General features: G+C 71.7%; 13 protein-coding genes, 1 tRNA gene and 1 pseudogene. 3 read left to right on the forward strand and 12 right to left on the reverse strand.

What is annotated here, in order from left to right:
• Window positions 1-197: 197 nt before the first annotated feature.
• The 4 genes and pseudogenes from ACFXI4_RS00305 to ACFXI4_RS00320 form a co-directional block, all read right to left on the reverse strand.
• Window positions 198-428, reverse strand: a pseudogene (locus ACFXI4_RS00305) (EamA family transporter); the annotation flags it as partial.
• Window positions 425-946: a YbaK/EbsC family protein gene (locus tag ACFXI4_RS00310; protein WP_384986772.1), complete on the reverse strand. Its 522-nt coding sequence runs from the start codon at window positions 944-946 to the stop codon at window positions 425-427. The pseudogene ACFXI4_RS00305 and the gene ACFXI4_RS00310, both read right to left, overlap by 4 nt.
• A gap of 135 nt (window positions 947-1,081) precedes the next feature.
• On the reverse strand, window positions 1,082-3,322 hold the full coding sequence (locus tag ACFXI4_RS00315) for an MMPL family transporter (RefSeq protein WP_384986774.1): 2,241 nt from the start codon (window positions 3,320-3,322) through the stop codon (window positions 1,082-1,084).
• Between the two features lie 125 nt (window positions 3,323-3,447).
• Window positions 3,448-4,056, reverse strand: a complete 609-nt coding sequence (locus ACFXI4_RS00320; protein WP_384986776.1) for a TetR/AcrR family transcriptional regulator — start codon at window positions 4,054-4,056, stop codon at window positions 3,448-3,450.
• 188 nt (window positions 4,057-4,244) lie between these two features.
• Here ACFXI4_RS00320 and ACFXI4_RS00325 point away from each other — a divergent pair, with 188 nt between their 5' ends.
• Window positions 4,245-7,544 (forward strand): S41 family peptidase, encoded by a 3,300-nt coding sequence (locus ACFXI4_RS00325; protein WP_384986778.1) that lies wholly within the window; start codon window positions 4,245-4,247, stop codon window positions 7,542-7,544.
• A gap of 142 nt (window positions 7,545-7,686) precedes the next feature.
• On the opposite strand, the gene ACFXI4_RS00330 is transcribed toward ACFXI4_RS00325, so the two are convergent.
• The 4 genes from ACFXI4_RS00330 to ACFXI4_RS00345 all read right to left on the reverse strand — a co-directional run bounded on the left by ACFXI4_RS00330 (window position 7,687) and on the right by ACFXI4_RS00345 (window position 11,396).
• Window positions 7,687-7,944, reverse strand: coding sequence for a hypothetical protein (locus ACFXI4_RS00330; RefSeq protein ID WP_384986780.1), 258 nt, complete (start codon window positions 7,942-7,944; stop codon window positions 7,687-7,689).
• A gap of 88 nt (window positions 7,945-8,032) precedes the next feature.
• Window positions 8,033-8,917 (reverse strand): SDR family oxidoreductase, encoded by an 885-nt coding sequence (locus ACFXI4_RS00335; RefSeq protein ID WP_384986782.1) that lies wholly within the window; start codon window positions 8,915-8,917, stop codon window positions 8,033-8,035.
• Window positions 8,914-9,870: an alpha/beta fold hydrolase gene (locus tag ACFXI4_RS00340; RefSeq protein ID WP_384986784.1), complete on the reverse strand. Its 957-nt coding sequence runs from the start codon at window positions 9,868-9,870 to the stop codon at window positions 8,914-8,916. Before ACFXI4_RS00340 ends, ACFXI4_RS00335 begins: the two co-directional genes overlap by 4 nt.
• Window positions 9,867-11,396 carry a flavin-containing monooxygenase gene (locus ACFXI4_RS00345; RefSeq protein ID WP_384986786.1) on the reverse strand — a complete coding sequence of 510 codons (1,530 nt, stop codon included), beginning with the start codon at window positions 11,394-11,396 and terminating at the stop codon, window positions 9,867-9,869. Before ACFXI4_RS00345 ends, ACFXI4_RS00340 begins: the two co-directional genes overlap by 4 nt.
• Window positions 11,397-11,572: 176 nt before the next feature.
• Here ACFXI4_RS00345 and ACFXI4_RS00350 point away from each other — a divergent pair, with 176 nt between their 5' ends.
• Window positions 11,573-12,217, forward strand: a complete 645-nt coding sequence (locus tag ACFXI4_RS00350) for a MerR family transcriptional regulator (RefSeq protein WP_362716609.1) — start codon at window positions 11,573-11,575, stop codon at window positions 12,215-12,217.
• Here the strand turns inward: ACFXI4_RS00350 and ACFXI4_RS00355 are convergent.
• Entirely contained in the window at window positions 12,195-12,998 is an 804-nt protein-coding gene (locus ACFXI4_RS00355; RefSeq protein ID WP_384986788.1) for an exodeoxyribonuclease III, read from the reverse strand. The genes ACFXI4_RS00350 and ACFXI4_RS00355 overlap by 23 nt on opposite strands.
• Window positions 12,999-13,076: 78 nt before the next feature.
• Here ACFXI4_RS00355 and ACFXI4_RS00360 point away from each other — a divergent pair, with 78 nt between their 5' ends.
• Complete coding sequence (locus tag ACFXI4_RS00360) at window positions 13,077-13,565, forward strand: GNAT family N-acetyltransferase (RefSeq protein WP_384986790.1); 489 nt, start codon at window positions 13,077-13,079, stop codon at window positions 13,563-13,565.
• Window positions 13,566-13,685: 120 nt separating this feature from the next.
• Here the strand turns inward: ACFXI4_RS00360 and ACFXI4_RS00365 are convergent.
• From ACFXI4_RS00365 to ACFXI4_RS00375, 3 genes are all read right to left on the reverse strand, one after another.
• A tRNA-Ala gene (locus tag ACFXI4_RS00365) sits at window positions 13,686-13,759 on the reverse strand.
• A 102-nt stretch (window positions 13,760-13,861) separates the two neighbouring features.
• Window positions 13,862-15,088, reverse strand: coding sequence for a gephyrin-like molybdotransferase receptor GlpR (gene glpR / locus ACFXI4_RS00370; protein WP_384986792.1), 1,227 nt, complete (start codon window positions 15,086-15,088; stop codon window positions 13,862-13,864).
• Between the two features lie 184 nt (window positions 15,089-15,272).
• Window positions 15,273-15,944, reverse strand: coding sequence for a GNAT family N-acetyltransferase (locus ACFXI4_RS00375; protein ID WP_384986794.1), 672 nt, complete (start codon window positions 15,942-15,944; stop codon window positions 15,273-15,275).
• Between the last annotated feature and the right edge of the window lie 16 nt (window positions 15,945-15,960).

Consider the following 15,960-nt stretch of genomic DNA (forward strand, 5'->3'; position numbering starts at 1 on the left):
TTCAATCACGCTCTCATCGCACCGGACAGGGCTACCGCGTACGAAGTGGCTTCGCCATAGGCCTGACCAGCGAAGTTATTACCGCATGAACCAGACTTGACCGACGACTCGCGCAGGGCGGCGACCGGCGCCGGCTCGGCGCGGGTCTGTGCCCACAGCACCAGGCCGTAGGCGAGGACCGACAGCAGGGCGCCCAGCATCAGCAGCGCGAAGTAGGCGACATGGACGACCGCGGAGGCGATCAGGTACGGCCGGGCGCCGGCCGCCGGGACCGCCGCGAACGGCATCAGCAGCAGTCCGATCAGCACGCCCCCGCCGGCGATCAGCGCCGCGCCGACGAGCTTGTCGCTGATCCGGTGGGCGATCGCGTTCCAGCTCGCGTGGGTCAGCGCGGCCAGCAGGACGGCGGCGGCGACCTGCAGGGTCACGCGGTGGGCTCCCGCACGTCCACGACGGTCGCGCCGGCGTGCTCGACCAGCGCGGCGGGCGGGATCGGGAAGACGGCGTGGGGGTTGCCGGCGGCCGCCCACACCACGTCGTGCCGCAGCAGGGCCCGGTCGGCGAGCACGCGGGTGCGGGTGCGGTGCCCGAACGGCGGGACGCCTCCGATGGCGTACCCGGTGGTCTCGCGGACGACGTCCGCCTTGGCCCGGGTGACCTTCTCGGCGCCGAGTTCCTTGCGGACCAGCTCCAGGTCGACCCGGGAGGCGCCGTCCATCAGCACCAGGACCGGCACCCCGTCGGCCGCGAAGATCAGCGACTTGCAGATCTCGCTCAGCTCGCAGCCGACCGCCGCGGCGGCCTCGGCGGCGGTCCGGGTCGCGTCCGGGAACCGCCGGACCCGAAAGGCCAGCTCCCCCAGCCCCAGCTCCTCCAGGGCGGCGGCGAAACGGGGATGGGCTCCGGAGCCCCCGGCATCGGCGCCGTTGGCGGCTGTCGTCGTCATGGGGGCACGCTAACGAACAGGAGGCGACGGCGGCGAGCGGATTGCGAACGGACAACCCGGGTGGCGCGCACGACGAAGCCGGTGAGGGCGCCCGTCCCCACGGACCCTCACCGGCGGCCTGTCCCGAGCGGCGCGTCAGGCGCGTACCAGCTGGCGGTCCTCGTCGTCGTTGTCAGATTTGCCGCCCTCGTCGGCGTTCCGGCCGGACAGGGCGCGCAGGCCCTCCCCCTCGACGTCGACGTTGGGCAGCGCGCGGTCCAGCCACTTCGGCAGCCACCAGGCGCGCTTGCCGAGCAGGGCGAGCACCGCCGGGACGATCGCCATACGGACGATGAAGGCGTCGAAGAAGACGGCGATCGCGAGGCCGAAGCCGATCATCTTGATCATGGACTCGCTGGAGCCGATGAAGCCGGAGAAGACGGCCATCATGATGACGGCGGCGGCCGTGACGACCCGCGCCCCGTGCTTGAAGCCGGTGACGACGGCCTGGCTCGGCTTCTCGCCGTGGACGTACGCCTCCCGCATCCGGGTCACGAGGAACACCTCGTAGTCCATGGCGAGGCCGAAGACGACACCCACCATGAAGATCGGCATCATCGACATGACCGGGCCGGTCTCCTCGACGCCGAGCAGGCCGGACAGCCAGCCCCACTGGAAGACCGCGACCACCGCGCCCAGGGCCGCCATCACGCTGAGCAGGAAGCCGAGGGCCGCCTTCAGCGGCACCAGGACCGAGCGGAATACCACGATCAGCAGCAGGAAGGCGAGGCCGACGACCAGGACCAGGTAGGGGATCAGCGCGTCGTCGAGCTTCTGCGAGACGTCGATGTTCATCGCCGTCGAACCGGTCACCAGGACCTTGGCGTCCGTGTCGGCGGTGATCTCGGTGCCCTGGTCGCGGATCGCGTGGACCAGGTCCTCGGTGGTGGTCGAGGACGGCTTGGAATTCGGGATGACGGTGATGGTCGCGGTGTCGCCGGCCTTGTTGGGGGCGGCCGGGGTCACCGTGACGACGTCCTTGAGGCCCTTGATCTCGTTGTCGACCTTCTTGAACGCCGACTTCGGGTGGGCGCTGTCCTTGGCGTCGACGACGACCATGAGCGGGCCGTTGAAGCCCGGGCCGAAGCCGTCGGAGAGCAGGTCGTAGGCGCGGCGCTGGGTGGTCGAGGCCGGCTGGGAGCCGTCGTCGCCGAGGCCGAGCTGCAGGGAGGTCGCGGGGACCGCCGCCGCGCCGAGGCCGACGACACCGAGCAGCAGGACGGCGACCGGGCGCCGTACGACGAAGCTGGCCCAGCGGGTGCCCATGTTGGGCCGGTCGGCGTGCTTCTTCTTCGGGCGGCCGCCGCCGAGCAGCCTGCTCTTCTCGCCGGTGGGCCTGATCCTGCGGCCCGCGAAGCCGAGCAGCGCCGGGATGAGGGTGAGGGCGATCAGGACGGCCACGACGACGGTGCCCGCGGCGGCCACTCCCATCTTGGTGAGCATCGGGATGTTGACGACGGAGAGTCCGACCAGGGCGATCACGACCGTCAGACCGGCGAAGACGACCGCCGAGCCCGCCGTGCCGACCGCGCGGCCTGCGGCTTCCTCGCGTTCGCGGCCCTCGGAGAGTTCCGCGCGGTAGCGGGAGACGATGAACAGCGCGTAGTCGATGCCGACCGCGAGGCCGATCATCGTGGCCAGGGTCGAGGTGGTGGAGCCCAGGTCGAGGGCGCTGGCCAGGGCCGTGATCGTGGAAACGCCGATGCCGACGCCGATGATCGCGGTCAGCAGCGGGAACCCGGCGGCGAGCAGCGAGCCGAAGGTGACGACCAGGACGACCGCGGCGATCGCGATGCCGATGACCTCGCTGGAGCCGGTCTCGGGCGCGGCGCTGAGCGCGTCACCGCCGATCTCCACGGTCAGCCCGGCGTCCCGCGCGTCCTGCGCGGCCGCCTTCAGGGCGTCCCGTGAGGAGTCCTCCAGCTCCATGCCGGACACCTTGTAGTTGACCGAGGCGTACGCGACCTCGCCGTTCTTGCTGACGGCGTGCCCCTTGTAGGGGTCGGCGACCGAGGCGACCTCGGAGTCCTCGCCGAGTTCCTTCACGGTCTTCTTGACGGTGGCCCTGTTGAGCTTGTCGGTCATCTTCTCGCCGGCCGGCGCCTTGAAGACCACGCGCGCGGTGGCGCCGTCGGAGCTGGTGCCGGGGAAGCGCTGGTCCAGCAGGTCGAAGGCTTTCTGGGCCTCGGTTCCGGGGATCGAGAAGGAGGTGTTGCCGGCGGCGGGGGCACTGGCCGCGCCGACTCCCGCGAGGGTCAGCAGCGCCACCCACAGCAGGGCGACGTAATGCCGTCGCCTGAAGGCGAGCCGGCCCAGTTTGTACAGGAACGTGGCCACGAGGTCGTTTCTCCCGGTCAGGTCGTGGGGTATGCAGGGCAGGGGTGATCGACCCCGTGGAGGACAGGGGTGATCGGCCCGACGACGTGAGCGGAGACGTCAGGTGGGCTGGGTGTGGGGAAGGGTCAGCCGGTGATGGGCGCGCGGAGTGCGGGGAGCACCACGGCGTCGATGTACGACAGGAGGAAGGCCTGGCTGGGCGGCTGCTCGTCGATCAGGGAACGGGCGGCGAACCCGCCGATCACCATGTGCATCACGAAGCCGATCGCCGGGTTGTCCGCACGGACCTCGCCCCGGTCGATGGCGCGCCGCAGCACCTGGTTGAACTCGGCCATCTCGGGCCCGATCAGATGCTCCTTGAACGCTTCCAGGAGGTCCGGGTTGCCGTGGACCGCCATGGCGAGACCTCGCATCAGCGCGGAGTTCTGCTCCATCTCGCAGTCATCCGAGCGCAGGGTCATGGCGTGCAGATCGCCCCGGAGCGAACCGGTGTCGATCTTGCTGAAACCCGCACCCCCCGGCTTGTTGTGCCGTACCGCCTTGGCCACCAGCTCGGCCTTGCCGCCCCACTGGCGGTAGAGGGTGGCCTTGCTGGACTTGGTGCGGGCGGCGACGGCGTCCATGGTGAGGGCGTCGTAGCCGACCTCACGGAGCAGGTCGAGCACAGCCTCGTACAGCTCGGCCTCACGCTCGGGCGTGATCCGACTGCGACGCGCCGTTGCGACCTCAGCCATGCCACTCACCCTTTCCTGTTCCGTCGGCAGCAGGGTGCGTACATCTTGCACCTCACTGCGTACATGTTGAAGATACCCCGCGATCTACAGAAACGAAACCGTTTCGTACGTGTGCTCTCTCACGTGCGGCCGCCAGGCGCGCGCGTCCACGAGTTGCTGGCCTCCTGCACCCGGAAAAGCATGGGGAGGTGAGCTATCTGCGCCTGCCGCACCTCCACGGTGACCTGTTGTGCTTCGTGGCCGAGGACGACCTCTGGCTGACCTCGCTGGGAGCCCCGGGCCGCGCCTGGCGGCTCACCGTCGACCGCACCAAGGTCGGCCATCCGCGCTTCTCGCCGGACGGCCGCCGGATCGCGTACACGAGCTGGCGGAGTCTGGTGCCCGAGATCCACCTGACCGACGTGGACGGCGGGCCGGGACGGCAGCTGACGTACTGGGGCAGCGCCGACACCCGGGTGTGCGGCTGGACGATCCCGGGCCCGGAGGGTGACGCCGACATCCTCGCGGTGGCCTCGCAGGGGCAGCCGTTCTCCTACTTCTCGTGGGCCTACAAGGTGTCCCCCGACGGCGACCCGGGCCGCAAGCTGCCGTGGGGGCCGGTCTCCGATCTCCAGGTCGCCGACATCGGGGGCGACCGCAGGACCCTTCTGCTCACCGGCACCCCGCCGCACGAACCGGCCGGCTGGAAGCGCTACCGGGGCGGCGCCATGGGCCGGCTCTGGCTGCACGGGCAGCGACTGCTCGCCGGCATCGGCGGCCATCTGGACTCCCCGATGTTCGTCGCCGGCCGCATCGCCTTCCTCTCCGACCACGAGGGCGTCGGCAACCTCTACTCCTGCGCCTACGACGGCTCCGACCTGCGCCGGCACACCGATCACGACGCCTTCTACGCCCGGCACGCCGCGAGCGACGGCGACCGGGTGGTGTACCAGTGCGCGGGCGACCTCTGGCTCGTCGACGACCTGGGCCCGGGCTCGGTGCCCCGCAGGCTGGACGTGCGGCTGTCCGGACCGCGCGCCGGGCGACGCCCCTACCAGGTGCCCGCCGCCCAGCACGTCGACGGCGTCTCCGTGGACGAGACGGGACGGGCCAGCGCCGTCGTCGTACGCGGCAGCCTGTACTGGCTCACCCACCGCGACGGCCCGGCCCGCACCATCGCCGACACACCAGGGGTGCGGGTGCGGCTCCCCGAGATGCTCGGCTCGACCGGGCAGATCGCGTACGTCACCGACGCCGACGGCGCGGACGCGGTCGAGATCGCCCACCTGCCCCGGGCCAGCGGCTGCCGCCCGCCGCGCCGGCTGGCCTCCGGCCGACTGGGCCGCGTCCTCGAACTGGTGTCGGACCCGCTGGGCGAGCGGCTCGCGGTGGCGGCCCACGACGGACGGCTGCTGCTGATCGACGTGCCCGAGGAGGTCGAGGGCGCCGAGGGCGCCGAGGAATCCGCCGGTTCCGCCGACGGTGTGGTCTGCGACGCCGTGGTCACCGAGTTGGTCCAGTCGGTCAACGGTCCGGTCCGTGATCTGGCCTTCTCACCGGACGGGTCGTGGCTGACCTGGTCGCATCCGGGCATCGGCCGTTCGCTGCGGCAGATCAAGCTGGCCCGCATCAGCGACCGGCTCGTCATCGACGTCACCGACGGCCGCTTCGAGGACGAGAACCCGGTCTTCACCCGCGACGGCCGCTATCTCGCGTTCCTGTCCTGGCGCGGCTTCGACCCGGTCTACGACGTCCACACCGGCGACCTGTCCTTCCCGCTCGGCTGCCGCCCCTACCTGGTTCCGCTCTCCTCGGCGACCCCCTCCCCCTTCGCCCTCAGCCCCGACGGGCGCCCGGCGGCGGGCGGCCTGGACCCGCTCGAGGACGAGGAGTCCGGCGAGGGCAGCACGGTCACCGTCGAGGTGGAGGGGCTGGAGAGCCGGGTGACCCCGTTCCCGGTGACCGCCTCGAAGTACTCGGCCCTGCACCCGGTCGCGGGCGGCGGTCTGGTCTGGCTGCGCTGGCCGATCTCGGGCGCGCTGGGCGAGACCTTCGTCAATCCCGCCGACACCAGCGGCCGGCCGACCCTGGAGTACTTCAACATCAGCAAGGCGAAGAAGTCCGAACTCGTCGACCACCTGGACTGGTTCACGGTCAGCGGCGACGGCAGCCGCCTGGTCGTGGTCGACGAGGGCGATCTGCGGGCCGTGCCGTCGACCGAGTCCGGCGACGCCGACTCGACCGTCTGGATCGACCTGCGCCGCATCCTGCACACGGTCGACCCGCCCGCCGAGTGGCGGCAGTCCTACGCCGAGGCGGGCCGCCTCATCCGCGACTACTTCTGGGACCCCGGAATGTGCGGCATCGACTGGGACGCGGTGCTCGACCAGTACCGTCCGCTGGTCGAACGGGTCTCCTCCCCCGACGACTTCGCCGACCTGCTGCGTGAGGTCCTCGGCGAACTGGGCACCTCCCACGCCTACGTCACCCCCGCCCGCCGCAACGAGGGCCCGCCGCACTACCAGCGCTACCAGGGCCTGCTCGGCACCGACCTCGTACGCCGGGACGGCGGCTGGACGGTCAAGCGGATCCTGCCCGGCGACTCCTCCGACTCCAAGGCCCGCTCCCCGCTCGCGGGCACCGGGATCCGGGAGGGCGCGGTGCTCACGCACGTGGACGGCAGGCCGGTGGACCCGCTGACCGGCCCGTACCCGCTGCTCGCGGGCGCCGGCGGTACGACGGTGGAGCTGACCTTCGTACCCGGCGACGGCGAGCCGGGGCCCGCGCGCCGGGTCGCCGTCCTCCCGCTGATCAACGAGCGGCCGCTGCGCTACCAGGACTGGGTGGCCAAACGCCGGGCCGTGGTGCGGGAGATGAGCGACGGCAGATGCGGCTACCTGCACATCCCGGACCTGGGCGGCTCGGGCTGGGCCCAGTTCAACCGCGACCTGCGCCGGGAGGTCTCGCTCCCCGCGCTCATCGTCGACGTGCGCGGCAACGCGGGCGGCCACATCAGCGAACTCGTCGTCGAGAAACTCACCCGGACCATCCTGGGCTGGGACCTGACCAGGGACGCGCAGCCGGTGTCGTACGCCTCCAACGCCCCGCGCGGCCCGATCGTCGCGCTCGCCGACGAAGCCACCTCCTCCGACGGCGACATGATCACGGCCGCGATCAAGCTGCTGCGGCTCGGCCCGGTCGTCGGGCAGCGCACCTGGGGCGGAGTCGTCGGCATGACCGGCAGGCACCGCCTGGGCGACGGCACGGTGATCACGGTGCCGATGAACGCGGCCTGGTTCGAGGAGTACGGCTGGTCCGTCGAGAACCACGGCGTCGCCCCCGACGTGGAGGTCCTGCGCACCCCGCTGGACTGGGCGGAGGGCCGCCACGTGGAGATGGACGAAGCGATCCAACTGGCCCTGGACCTCCTGACCGACCACCCGCCGGCCCAGCCACCGGACTACAGCCAGGTCCCGGACCGCTCCCGCCCCCGCCTTCCCCCCAGGTGAGCACCCAAAGGGGCGCGGGGGAACTGCGCGACAAGCCCCCACCGCCCCGCACCCCTCCCCTGGACGCCACCCCAAAGCCGAACGCAGGGCGCCCTCCTCAGAGAAGGACGCCCCACGTAGGTCGCTCCGGCCAGTGCAACGACTAGGCGTCGTAGTCCTGGTCGAACCGGTCCTGCATCTCCTGCTCGGTGTCGTCCATGTTCCGACGACCGCGCTCAGGCATCTGCCGGCCACGCTCCTGCGTCGCCTGCTGGCCACGCTGCGGAACCTGCGTCGCCTGCTGGCCACGCTGCGGAACCTGCTGGGCCTGCTGGCCCCGCTGCTGCGTGCGCTCCTGGGTTTCGTGCATCTTCTGCTTGGCCTGACCCTGCGTCTTGCCGGCCTTGTCCTTCATACCCATGTGGGTTCACTCCCGTGGAGGGTGAGGGGATCGGCCCTCAGTGGGGCCTCGACCAGATTCACACGGGCCGACCACGCACGCATTTCGATCAATGACGGTGCGTAGCGCGCGCCTCCTCGTCAGCCGCCCCACCTGCGCCGACGAGTCCGGTGCGCATGCCCTGCAGGCGGGGTGCGAACCGCTTCATCTCGCGCTGCCCGACCGTCCCGATCAACGCCGGCAGGTACCCGCGCACGCCCTGCATCCCCCGCAGCCACCACTGCCCGTACACATGCGCCGAGCGCCGCTCGATCCCGGCCACGATCCGGTCCACGGCGGGGCCCAGCGGGTACGTCTTGTTCGACGGCCACGGCAGCCGCTGCCGCAACTCCCGCATCACCTCGTCCTGGTCGGCGCCGCGCACCATGTCGGTGTCCGTCCAGGACAGGTACGCGACCCCGACCCGCACGCCCTGGTGCCCGACCTCGGCGCGCAGACTGTGCGCGTACGCCTCCACCCCCGACTTGGACGCGCAGTACGCCGTCATCATGGGCGCCGGCGTGATCGCGGCCAGCGACGCGACCTGCAGCAGATATCCCCGGCTCTCCGTGAGCACGGGCAGGAACGCGCGGGCCGTCATCGCCGAGCCGACCAGGTTGACCTCGATCACCCGCCGCCAGGCCCCGGGATCCGACTCGGCGAACGGACCGCCGTTCGCCACACCGGCGTTGGCCACCACGATGTCGACCTTCCCGAACCGCTCCTTGACCTCCCGCGCCACCCGGCTCATCGCCTCGTGGTCGGTGACGTCGGCGTACCAGTGGGCGCTGTCGGTGTGCAGCCGCCCGGAGACCTCCTTGAGCGCCTCCTCCTCCAGCCCGACCAGCGCGACCTTCGCCCCGCGCGCGGAGAGCTTGCGGGCGAGCAACTCGCCGACCCCGCGCGCCGCTCCGGTGACGACGGCGACCTGTCCTTCGAGACCGACCCTGCTCATGAGCCCTCCTTGATCCGCTCGGGCGCCTCGGCGCCGGCTCGGCCGGGAACGTCCGTCACGTAGGTGGTGACCAGCTCCCGGATCTTTCCGTTGACCAGTTCCGGCGCCTCGACCGGAGTCATGTGGCCCAGGCCGGGCAGCTCGGTGAGACCGAGGGAGTGCGGCAGTGCCGCGACCAGCGCGCGGGCGTGCATCGGCGGCGTGAGCCGGTCGGACGCGCCGCTGATGACCGCCGTGGGCACCCGCAACTCCCTTACTCCGGCGTCGAGGTCGAGGCCCGCGAGGACGAGCGCCCAGGCGTGACGGACGGCGCGCGGACAGGCGTGCACGATCCGCGCGCACGCCTCCACCATCTGCGGGGCGGAACCGGGGCCCATGGTGGCGTACTTGAGGATGCTCCGGGCAACGGGCGTGACCGGCCCGAGGGGGGCGCGCGAGGCCAGGACCCGCGCCGTGAGACGGGTGCGCGCGGCCCCGGCGCGCATCGGTATGACACGTGCCTCCGCCACCAGCCGTGAACTGCCGGTGCTGCACAGCAGGACGGCGGCCGCGTGCTCACGGAAGCCCGGGCGGGCGGAGGCCGCCATGACGCTCATGCCGCCCATGGAGTGCCCGACGATCACGGCCTGCTCCCCGGGCGCGAGCGTGTGCGCGAGCACCGCTTCCAGGTCGTCGGCCAGCGCCTGGGTGGTGCACACGGGGCTCGCGGGACTGCGCCCGTGGCCGCGCTGGTCGTACGCGATGACCCGGTGGCCGGCGGCCAGTTCCCTGGTCTGCGCCGCCCAGAAGGCGGTGGAGCAGGTCCAGCCGTGGGCGAGGACGACGGCGGGCGCGTTCTCGGGGCCGTGCACCTCGACATGCAGCCGCGCGCCGTCGGCGGAGACGACGGTGAGTTCACGCGCGGGCACGGGCGGCGCGTACGGCCCGGTCGTCACGTGGGTGAGGCGGCTCACGCGCCCACCTCCGCACCGGACTTGGCGTCCTGCGCGCCGCCCGTACCGGCGGCCAGGGGGGCACGCACCACCTCGTACTCGGCGAGATCCACCCGCTGCGTCGCACGCCGGAACTCGGTCGTCGTGCCGGGCCAGATGGTGGTGTTGCGGCCGTTCGCGTCCAGGTACCAGCTGGTGCAGCCGCCGGTGTTCCACACGGTGCGCTTCATGCGTTCCTGGACCTTGTGGTTCCAGGCGGCCACGGCGGCGGGGCGCGCGTCGAGGGCCGCACGCCCGCCGAGGACACGGAGCTGGCGCAGGTAGTCGGCCATGTAGTTCAGCTGGGACTCGATCATGAGGATCATGGACGAGTTCCCGAGGCCGGTGTTGGGCCCGATGATCGTCATCCAGTTGGGGAAGCCGGCCGCGGCGGCGCCGCGCAGCGCCGCCATGCCGTCCTTCCAGGTCTCCGCCAGGGTCCGCCCGTCCGCGCCGACGACGCGCTCGGCGATGGGCATGTCCGTGACGTGGAAGCCGGTGCCGAAGATGATCGCGTCCACCTCGGCGCTGCTGCCGTCCGCCGCCACCACCGTCGATCCGCGGATCTCGCCGAGCCCGCTCGCCACCACGTCCACGTTGGGCCGCGTCAGCGCCGGATAGTAGGTGCTGGACAGCAGGATCCGCTTGCAGCCGATGCGGTAGTCCGGGGTGAGCCTGGCGCGCAGCGCGGGGTCCTTGACCGCCCGGGCCATGTTGCGCTTGGCGAGGCTCTCGACCAGGCCGAGTTCGTCGGGGCGCTTGGTGAACGCCTGGACCTGGAGTTCCCGGATGCCCCACAGGAACCCGCGCCGGGCCTGGGTGGTGAAGGGCAGCGCCCGGTGCAGCCGGCGTTCGCCCGCGCTGATGGCGCGGTCCACGCGGGGCATCACCCACGGGGGCGTGCGCTGGAAGACGGTGAGCTGTGCGACCTCGGGCTGGATGGCGGGCACGATCTGGATCGCGGAGGCGCCGGTGCCGACCATGGCGACCCGCTTGCCGCGCAGGTCGTAGTCGTGGTCCCAGCGGGCCGAGTGGAAGACCTTGCCGGGGAAGGAGTCCAGCCCCGGGATCTCGGGGATCTTCGGGTCGGACAGCGGTCCGGTGGCGGAGACGACGACGTCGGCGGAGAGCGAACCGGAGGCGGTCTCGATGTCCCAGCGCAGCTTCTCCGGGTCCCAGGTCATGCGCTTGACCTCGGAGTCGAAACGGAGGTGGGGCCGCAGCCCGAACACGTCGGCGACGTGCTCCAGGTAGGCGCGGATGTGCTCCTGCCCGGAGAAGGTGCGCGGCCAGTCGGGATTGGGCGCGAAGGAGAAGGAGTACAGGTGGGACGGCACGTCGCAGGCGCACCCCGGGTAACTGTTGTCCCGCCAGGTGCCGCCGACGCTGCCGGCCCGTTCCAGGACGACGAAGTCGGTGATCCCCTCCCGGCGCAACCGCACGGCCGCGCCCAGTCCGCCGAACCCGGACCCGATCACCGCCACCCGTACCTGCTCGTGCTGGGCCATCCGGAGCCTCCACGCATCGACCATGATTACGCCAGTGAATACTGGCACGATTGGAGGGTAGAGCAGCTCCGTACTGATGGGTAGGGGGCGCACACAGGAAAGTTACCGGCGGTACAACATAGGCTTCGCACGTGGCAGACGACGGTGGACAGGGCGACGGGGCGCACGAGTACCGCATGGCGGAACTGGCCGGCCTGGCCGGCATCACCGTGCGCACGCTGCGCTTCTACCGCGAGCGCAAGCTGATCCCGCCACCGCGCCGCGAGGGCCGCATCGCCTGGTACGACGACCATCACCTGGCCCGGCTGCGGACGATCTCGGCACTCCTGGAGCGCGGCCACACCCTGAACGGCATCGCGGAGCTCGCCGAAGCCCTCGACCAGGGCCGCGACGTCGCCGACCTCCTCGGCATCGAACCGACGGAGGAGGAACCGGTCCGCCTCACCCCCGAGGAACTCGCCGCCCGCTTCGAGGGCGAGGCCACCCCGGAGAACCTCGCCGCCGCCCTGGACCTCGGTTACCTCGGCACCGACGGCGGCGACATCGTGCACATCAGCCGCCGCCTGCTGGACGCCTCGGAGGCCCTGGTCCGCGAGGGCTTCCCGCTCGCCGAGGTCCTGGCGGCCGGCCGCGGCGTCCGCGAACACGCCGACGCCCTCGCCGAACTCTTCGCCGAACTCGTCCTGCGCCACGGCCCCCGGGAAGACATGGAACGCCTGCGCCCCCTGGCGCGCAGCGTGGTGGAGGCGGAGGTCTCCCTGGCCCTGGACCGCCGGATGAGCAGGCGGGAACAGCCGGTCAGAGGTCGTACACGACCGTGACCGGAGCATGGTCCGACCAGCGCTCCGCATGGCTGGCCGCGCGTTCCACGAAGCCCTTGACCGCCCTGGCCGCGAGTCCCGGCGTGGCCATCTGGTAGTCGATGCGCCAGCCCGAGTCGTTGTCGAAGGCCCGCCCCCGGTACGACCACCAGGTGTACGGCCCCTCGGTCTCCGGGTGCAGCGTGCGGACGACGTCGGCATAGCCGCCGTCGTCCGGGTCCAGGACGGTGGTCAGCCAGTCCCGTTCCTCCGGCAGGAAGCCGGAGTTCTTGGTGTTGCCGCGCCAGTTCTTCAGGTCGGCCCGCTGGTGGGCGATGTTCCAGTCGCCGCAGACGACGACCTCTCGCCCGTCGGCGGCGGCCCGCTCGCGCAGGTCCTTCAGATGGAGGAGGAACTCGTCCATGAACCGGTACTTCTCGTCCTGCCGCTCGGTGCCGACCTCCCCGGAGGGCAGATAGAGGGAGGCGACGGTGACGCCGGGCAGGTCGGCCTCGACGTAGCGCCCGCTCGCGTCGAACTCGTCCGACCCGAAGCCGACACACACCCGGTCCGGCTCGCGCCGGGTGTACAGGGAGACACCCGCGCGCCCCTTGGCGGACGCGGGAGCGTGCACGGCATGCCACCCGGCGGGCGCGCGCACCCCCTCCGGGAGCTGCTGCGGTTCCGCGCGCACCTCCTGCAGGCAGAGCACGTCAGCGGAGGTCTCCGCGAGCCACTCCACGAAGCCCTTCTTCGCGGCGGCCCGCAGCCCGTTCACATTCACCGAGGTCACAGTCAGCACCCCGGCACGATACCGGCACACTGGACGGTGCCCCGATGCCCACCGCGCTTCCGTCTGCACGAATATACGATGCCTCACATGATTATACGTTCTGTTGCCTTCGACCACCCCGACGCCGTCAAGCTCAACGACGAGGTCCAGGCCGAGTACCACGTGCGCTACGGCGACGGGGGCGACGCCACGGCCCTCGACGCGGCCGACTTCGCACCGCCGAACGGCGTCTACCTGATCGCCTACGACGAGTCCGGCCGCCCCGTGGCCACCGGCGGCTGGCGCAGCCAGGACGAGAACGGCGAGGGCAACGAGAACGGCGACGCCGAACTCAAGCGCATGTTCGTCGTCGAGGGGATGCGCGGCCGGGGACTGGCCCGCCGCATGCTCGCCGCCCTGGAGGACGACGCCCGCGCGGCCGGCCGCCTCCGCATGGTCCTGGAGACCGGCACCAAGCAGCCGGAGGCCATCGCCCTGTACGCCTCCAGCGGCTACGAGCCGTGTGTGAAGTTCGGCTACTACCGCCACTACGAGTCGAGCCGCTGCTACGCCAAGCCCCTGCGGGCGGACTTGTAGTCCGCGTCACATCCGCCCGCCCCAACTCGCCTTCCGGTACCCACCGGGCCGCGGGTCGGGGCACTCCGGAAACGACGAGATCCCGGCGATCGCAATGATCGCCGGGATCTCGTTGTGCAGTGGACCTGTGGGGATTTGAACCCCAGACCCCCTCGATGCGAACGAGGTGCGCTACCAGACTGCGCCACAGGCCCTTGCAACGAGTGAAACTCTAGCATCCCCGTCGGGGTGCTTGGAAATCCGTTCCCTGACTGGTCAGGGACGGGGTCCGGGAGGGACCCCGCGCCGTCCCCGTGTCACTCGTTGGCCGCCCGCGGGCGCTCGCCGTCCTCGTACTGATCGAACAGCGGCGTGCGTCCGCGCTCACGGGCCCGGCGCGCGGAGGCCGCGCGGCGGGCGTCCGTCCGGCCGTCCGCCGGCCGGTCGTCGGCCGGCTCCGCCGCCTCCGCCTCGCTCTCCGGCACGGCCGGCTTGGCCTCCTGCTCCGGCGCGACGGAGCTGGACCGTGCCGAGCTCCAGGCGTCCGGCGCCCCCAGGTCCACGTCGGAGGTGGCGCGGGGCGCGACCGGCGCGGTCACGTACGTCGGCAGGGGCACCGGCACCGGGTCCCAGCTGTCCCCGTGCCCGGGCCGGCGCTGCCGCTCGCGCTGCTGGTCGACCCATTCGGCGTGGTCGGTCTGTTCGACGAGGGCGCGCCGGTCGGCGGCTAGCGCGGACAGCCCGGGGTCGGTCTCGACCCCTGGTCCCTCGGCCGGTTCGTCGGCCGCCGTGCCCGGGTCGACGGGCGCGCGCCGCCGCGGCTGACGCTCCCGCAACCGCTGTGCGGCGACCTCGGCCTGACGCCGGTCCATCTGGTAGGCGAAGCGCCGGCGTTCCTGCGCGCGCAGGTAGGCGATGTAGGCGCTGAGCATGACGGCGGGTACGCCCGGCGCCCACAGGAACGCCAGCCCCCCGACGGCTGCGACGATCGCGCCCACGGTGAACGCGGCGAAGAGCATCACGGTGGTGCGCCGACGGCGCGCCAGCGCCTTCGTGCGCCGGGCTCGCGCCGCGGCGGCCTGCGCCGAGGACGCACGCTGCGCGTCCGGAACCCGCTTGCGCGCGGGGGCGGATGCCGGGGCGGGCGTGACGCCTGCCTGACGGGCGGGTACGGAGGGGGACTTGGCCGCCTGTGCGACCGCGTGGTCGCGCGCCGGTTCGGGACGCCCGGGTGCCTCCGGCTCCGCCTCGGCCCGGACCTGACGGCGGGTCGGAGGCATGGCGAAGGCCCGGACGTCCACCGAGTCGGTGACGGCGCCCGGATCGTCGGCGCCCTGCTCGCCCTCGGGGGCGGAGCGCGCCCGCAGGTCCTTGGCGTATCGGCGCTCCATCCCCGCCCGTCCGGACAGCAGCCGGATGGCGGTGCTGAAGCGTTCCGTCGGACGGGCCTCGTTCAGCTCGTCCTGCCTACGGAGCCACATCGGCACCAAGTAGGCGGCCCAGGCCCCGACAATGACTGCGTAGATGAGGCCGCTGCTGCTCACGCCTCACACGGTAGAGGGGTTTGCGTGGGGCCATCTGCCAATTGCGTCGGTGTGTCGCACGATCTGGCTGATATTTCGAACTTTTTTTGTGACCGATGCGATCAACGGGCCACCGGAGCCGCGAATTCAATGCCCTGAGACGGTCACCAGTCGATCAATTTCGAACACGTATTCCATTTTCGGGCTAGGTGGGATTCCCTGGGGTGTTCCGCGGATTCCAGGGCACGTCCTGGGCACCCGTCGTGCCCGGTGCCTTCGGCGACCCGCTCCGGGAGCGTTCCCGCCGCCAGCGGCCGAGCAGCCCCTCGGGCACCTCTTCCGCCGTGAGGGCGAAGACGAGGTGGTCGCGCCATGCTCCGTCGATGTGGAGATAACGCGGCCGCAGCCCCTCCTCACGGAATCCGAGTTTCTCCACGACCCGGCGGCTGGGCCGGTTCTCGGGGCGAATACAGACTTCGATGCGGTGCAGACCAACCGTGCGGAAACAGTGGTCCACCACGAGCGCGACGGCCGTGGGCATCACCCCGCGGCCGGCCACCGACTGGTCCACCCAGTAGCCGACGTGACCCGAGCACATCGACCCCCAGGTGATCCCGGCGACCGTCAACTGCCCGACCAGGCGCCCCTGGTACTCGATGACGAAGGGCAGCATGCGGCCCGAGTTCGCCTCCGAGCGCAGATGCCGGACCATCTGCCGGTAGGTCGGCCGGTGCGCTATCGGGCCGCTGGGCGTGGGCGGCGGGATGGTCGCCTCCCAGGGGCGCAGCCAGTCGCGGTTGCGCCGGTTGACCTCGCGCCAGGCCCGTTGGTCGCGCACCCTTATGGGCCGGAGGACGACGTCGCCGTCCACCAGCACGACGGGCCAGGATGGG

Source organism: Streptomyces sp. NPDC059224 (assembly GCF_042754285.1).
Lineage (GTDB): Bacteria > Actinomycetota > Actinomycetes > Streptomycetales > Streptomycetaceae > Streptomyces.

Coding starts and splice junctions, on each gene's coding strand:
- ACFXI4_RS00310 (WP_384986772.1), bottom strand. CDS start 946: ATGACGACGACAGCCGCCAACGGCGCCGATGCCGGGGGCTCCGGAGCC.
- ACFXI4_RS00320 (WP_384986776.1), bottom strand. CDS start 4,056: ATGGCTGAGGTCGCAACGGCGCGTCGCAGTCGGATCACGCCCGAGCGT.
- ACFXI4_RS00330 (WP_384986780.1), bottom strand. CDS start 7,944: ATGGGTATGAAGGACAAGGCCGGCAAGACGCAGGGTCAGGCCAAGCAG.
- ACFXI4_RS00335 (WP_384986782.1), bottom strand. CDS start 8,917: ATGAGCAGGGTCGGTCTCGAAGGACAGGTCGCCGTCGTCACCGGAGCG.
- ACFXI4_RS00345 (WP_384986786.1), bottom strand. CDS start 11,396: ATGGCCCAGCACGAGCAGGTACGGGTGGCGGTGATCGGGTCCGGGTTC.
- ACFXI4_RS00350 (WP_362716609.1), top strand. CDS start 11,573: ATGGCGGAACTGGCCGGCCTGGCCGGCATCACCGTGCGCACGCTGCGC.
- ACFXI4_RS00360 (WP_384986790.1), top strand. CDS start 13,077: ATGATTATACGTTCTGTTGCCTTCGACCACCCCGACGCCGTCAAGCTC.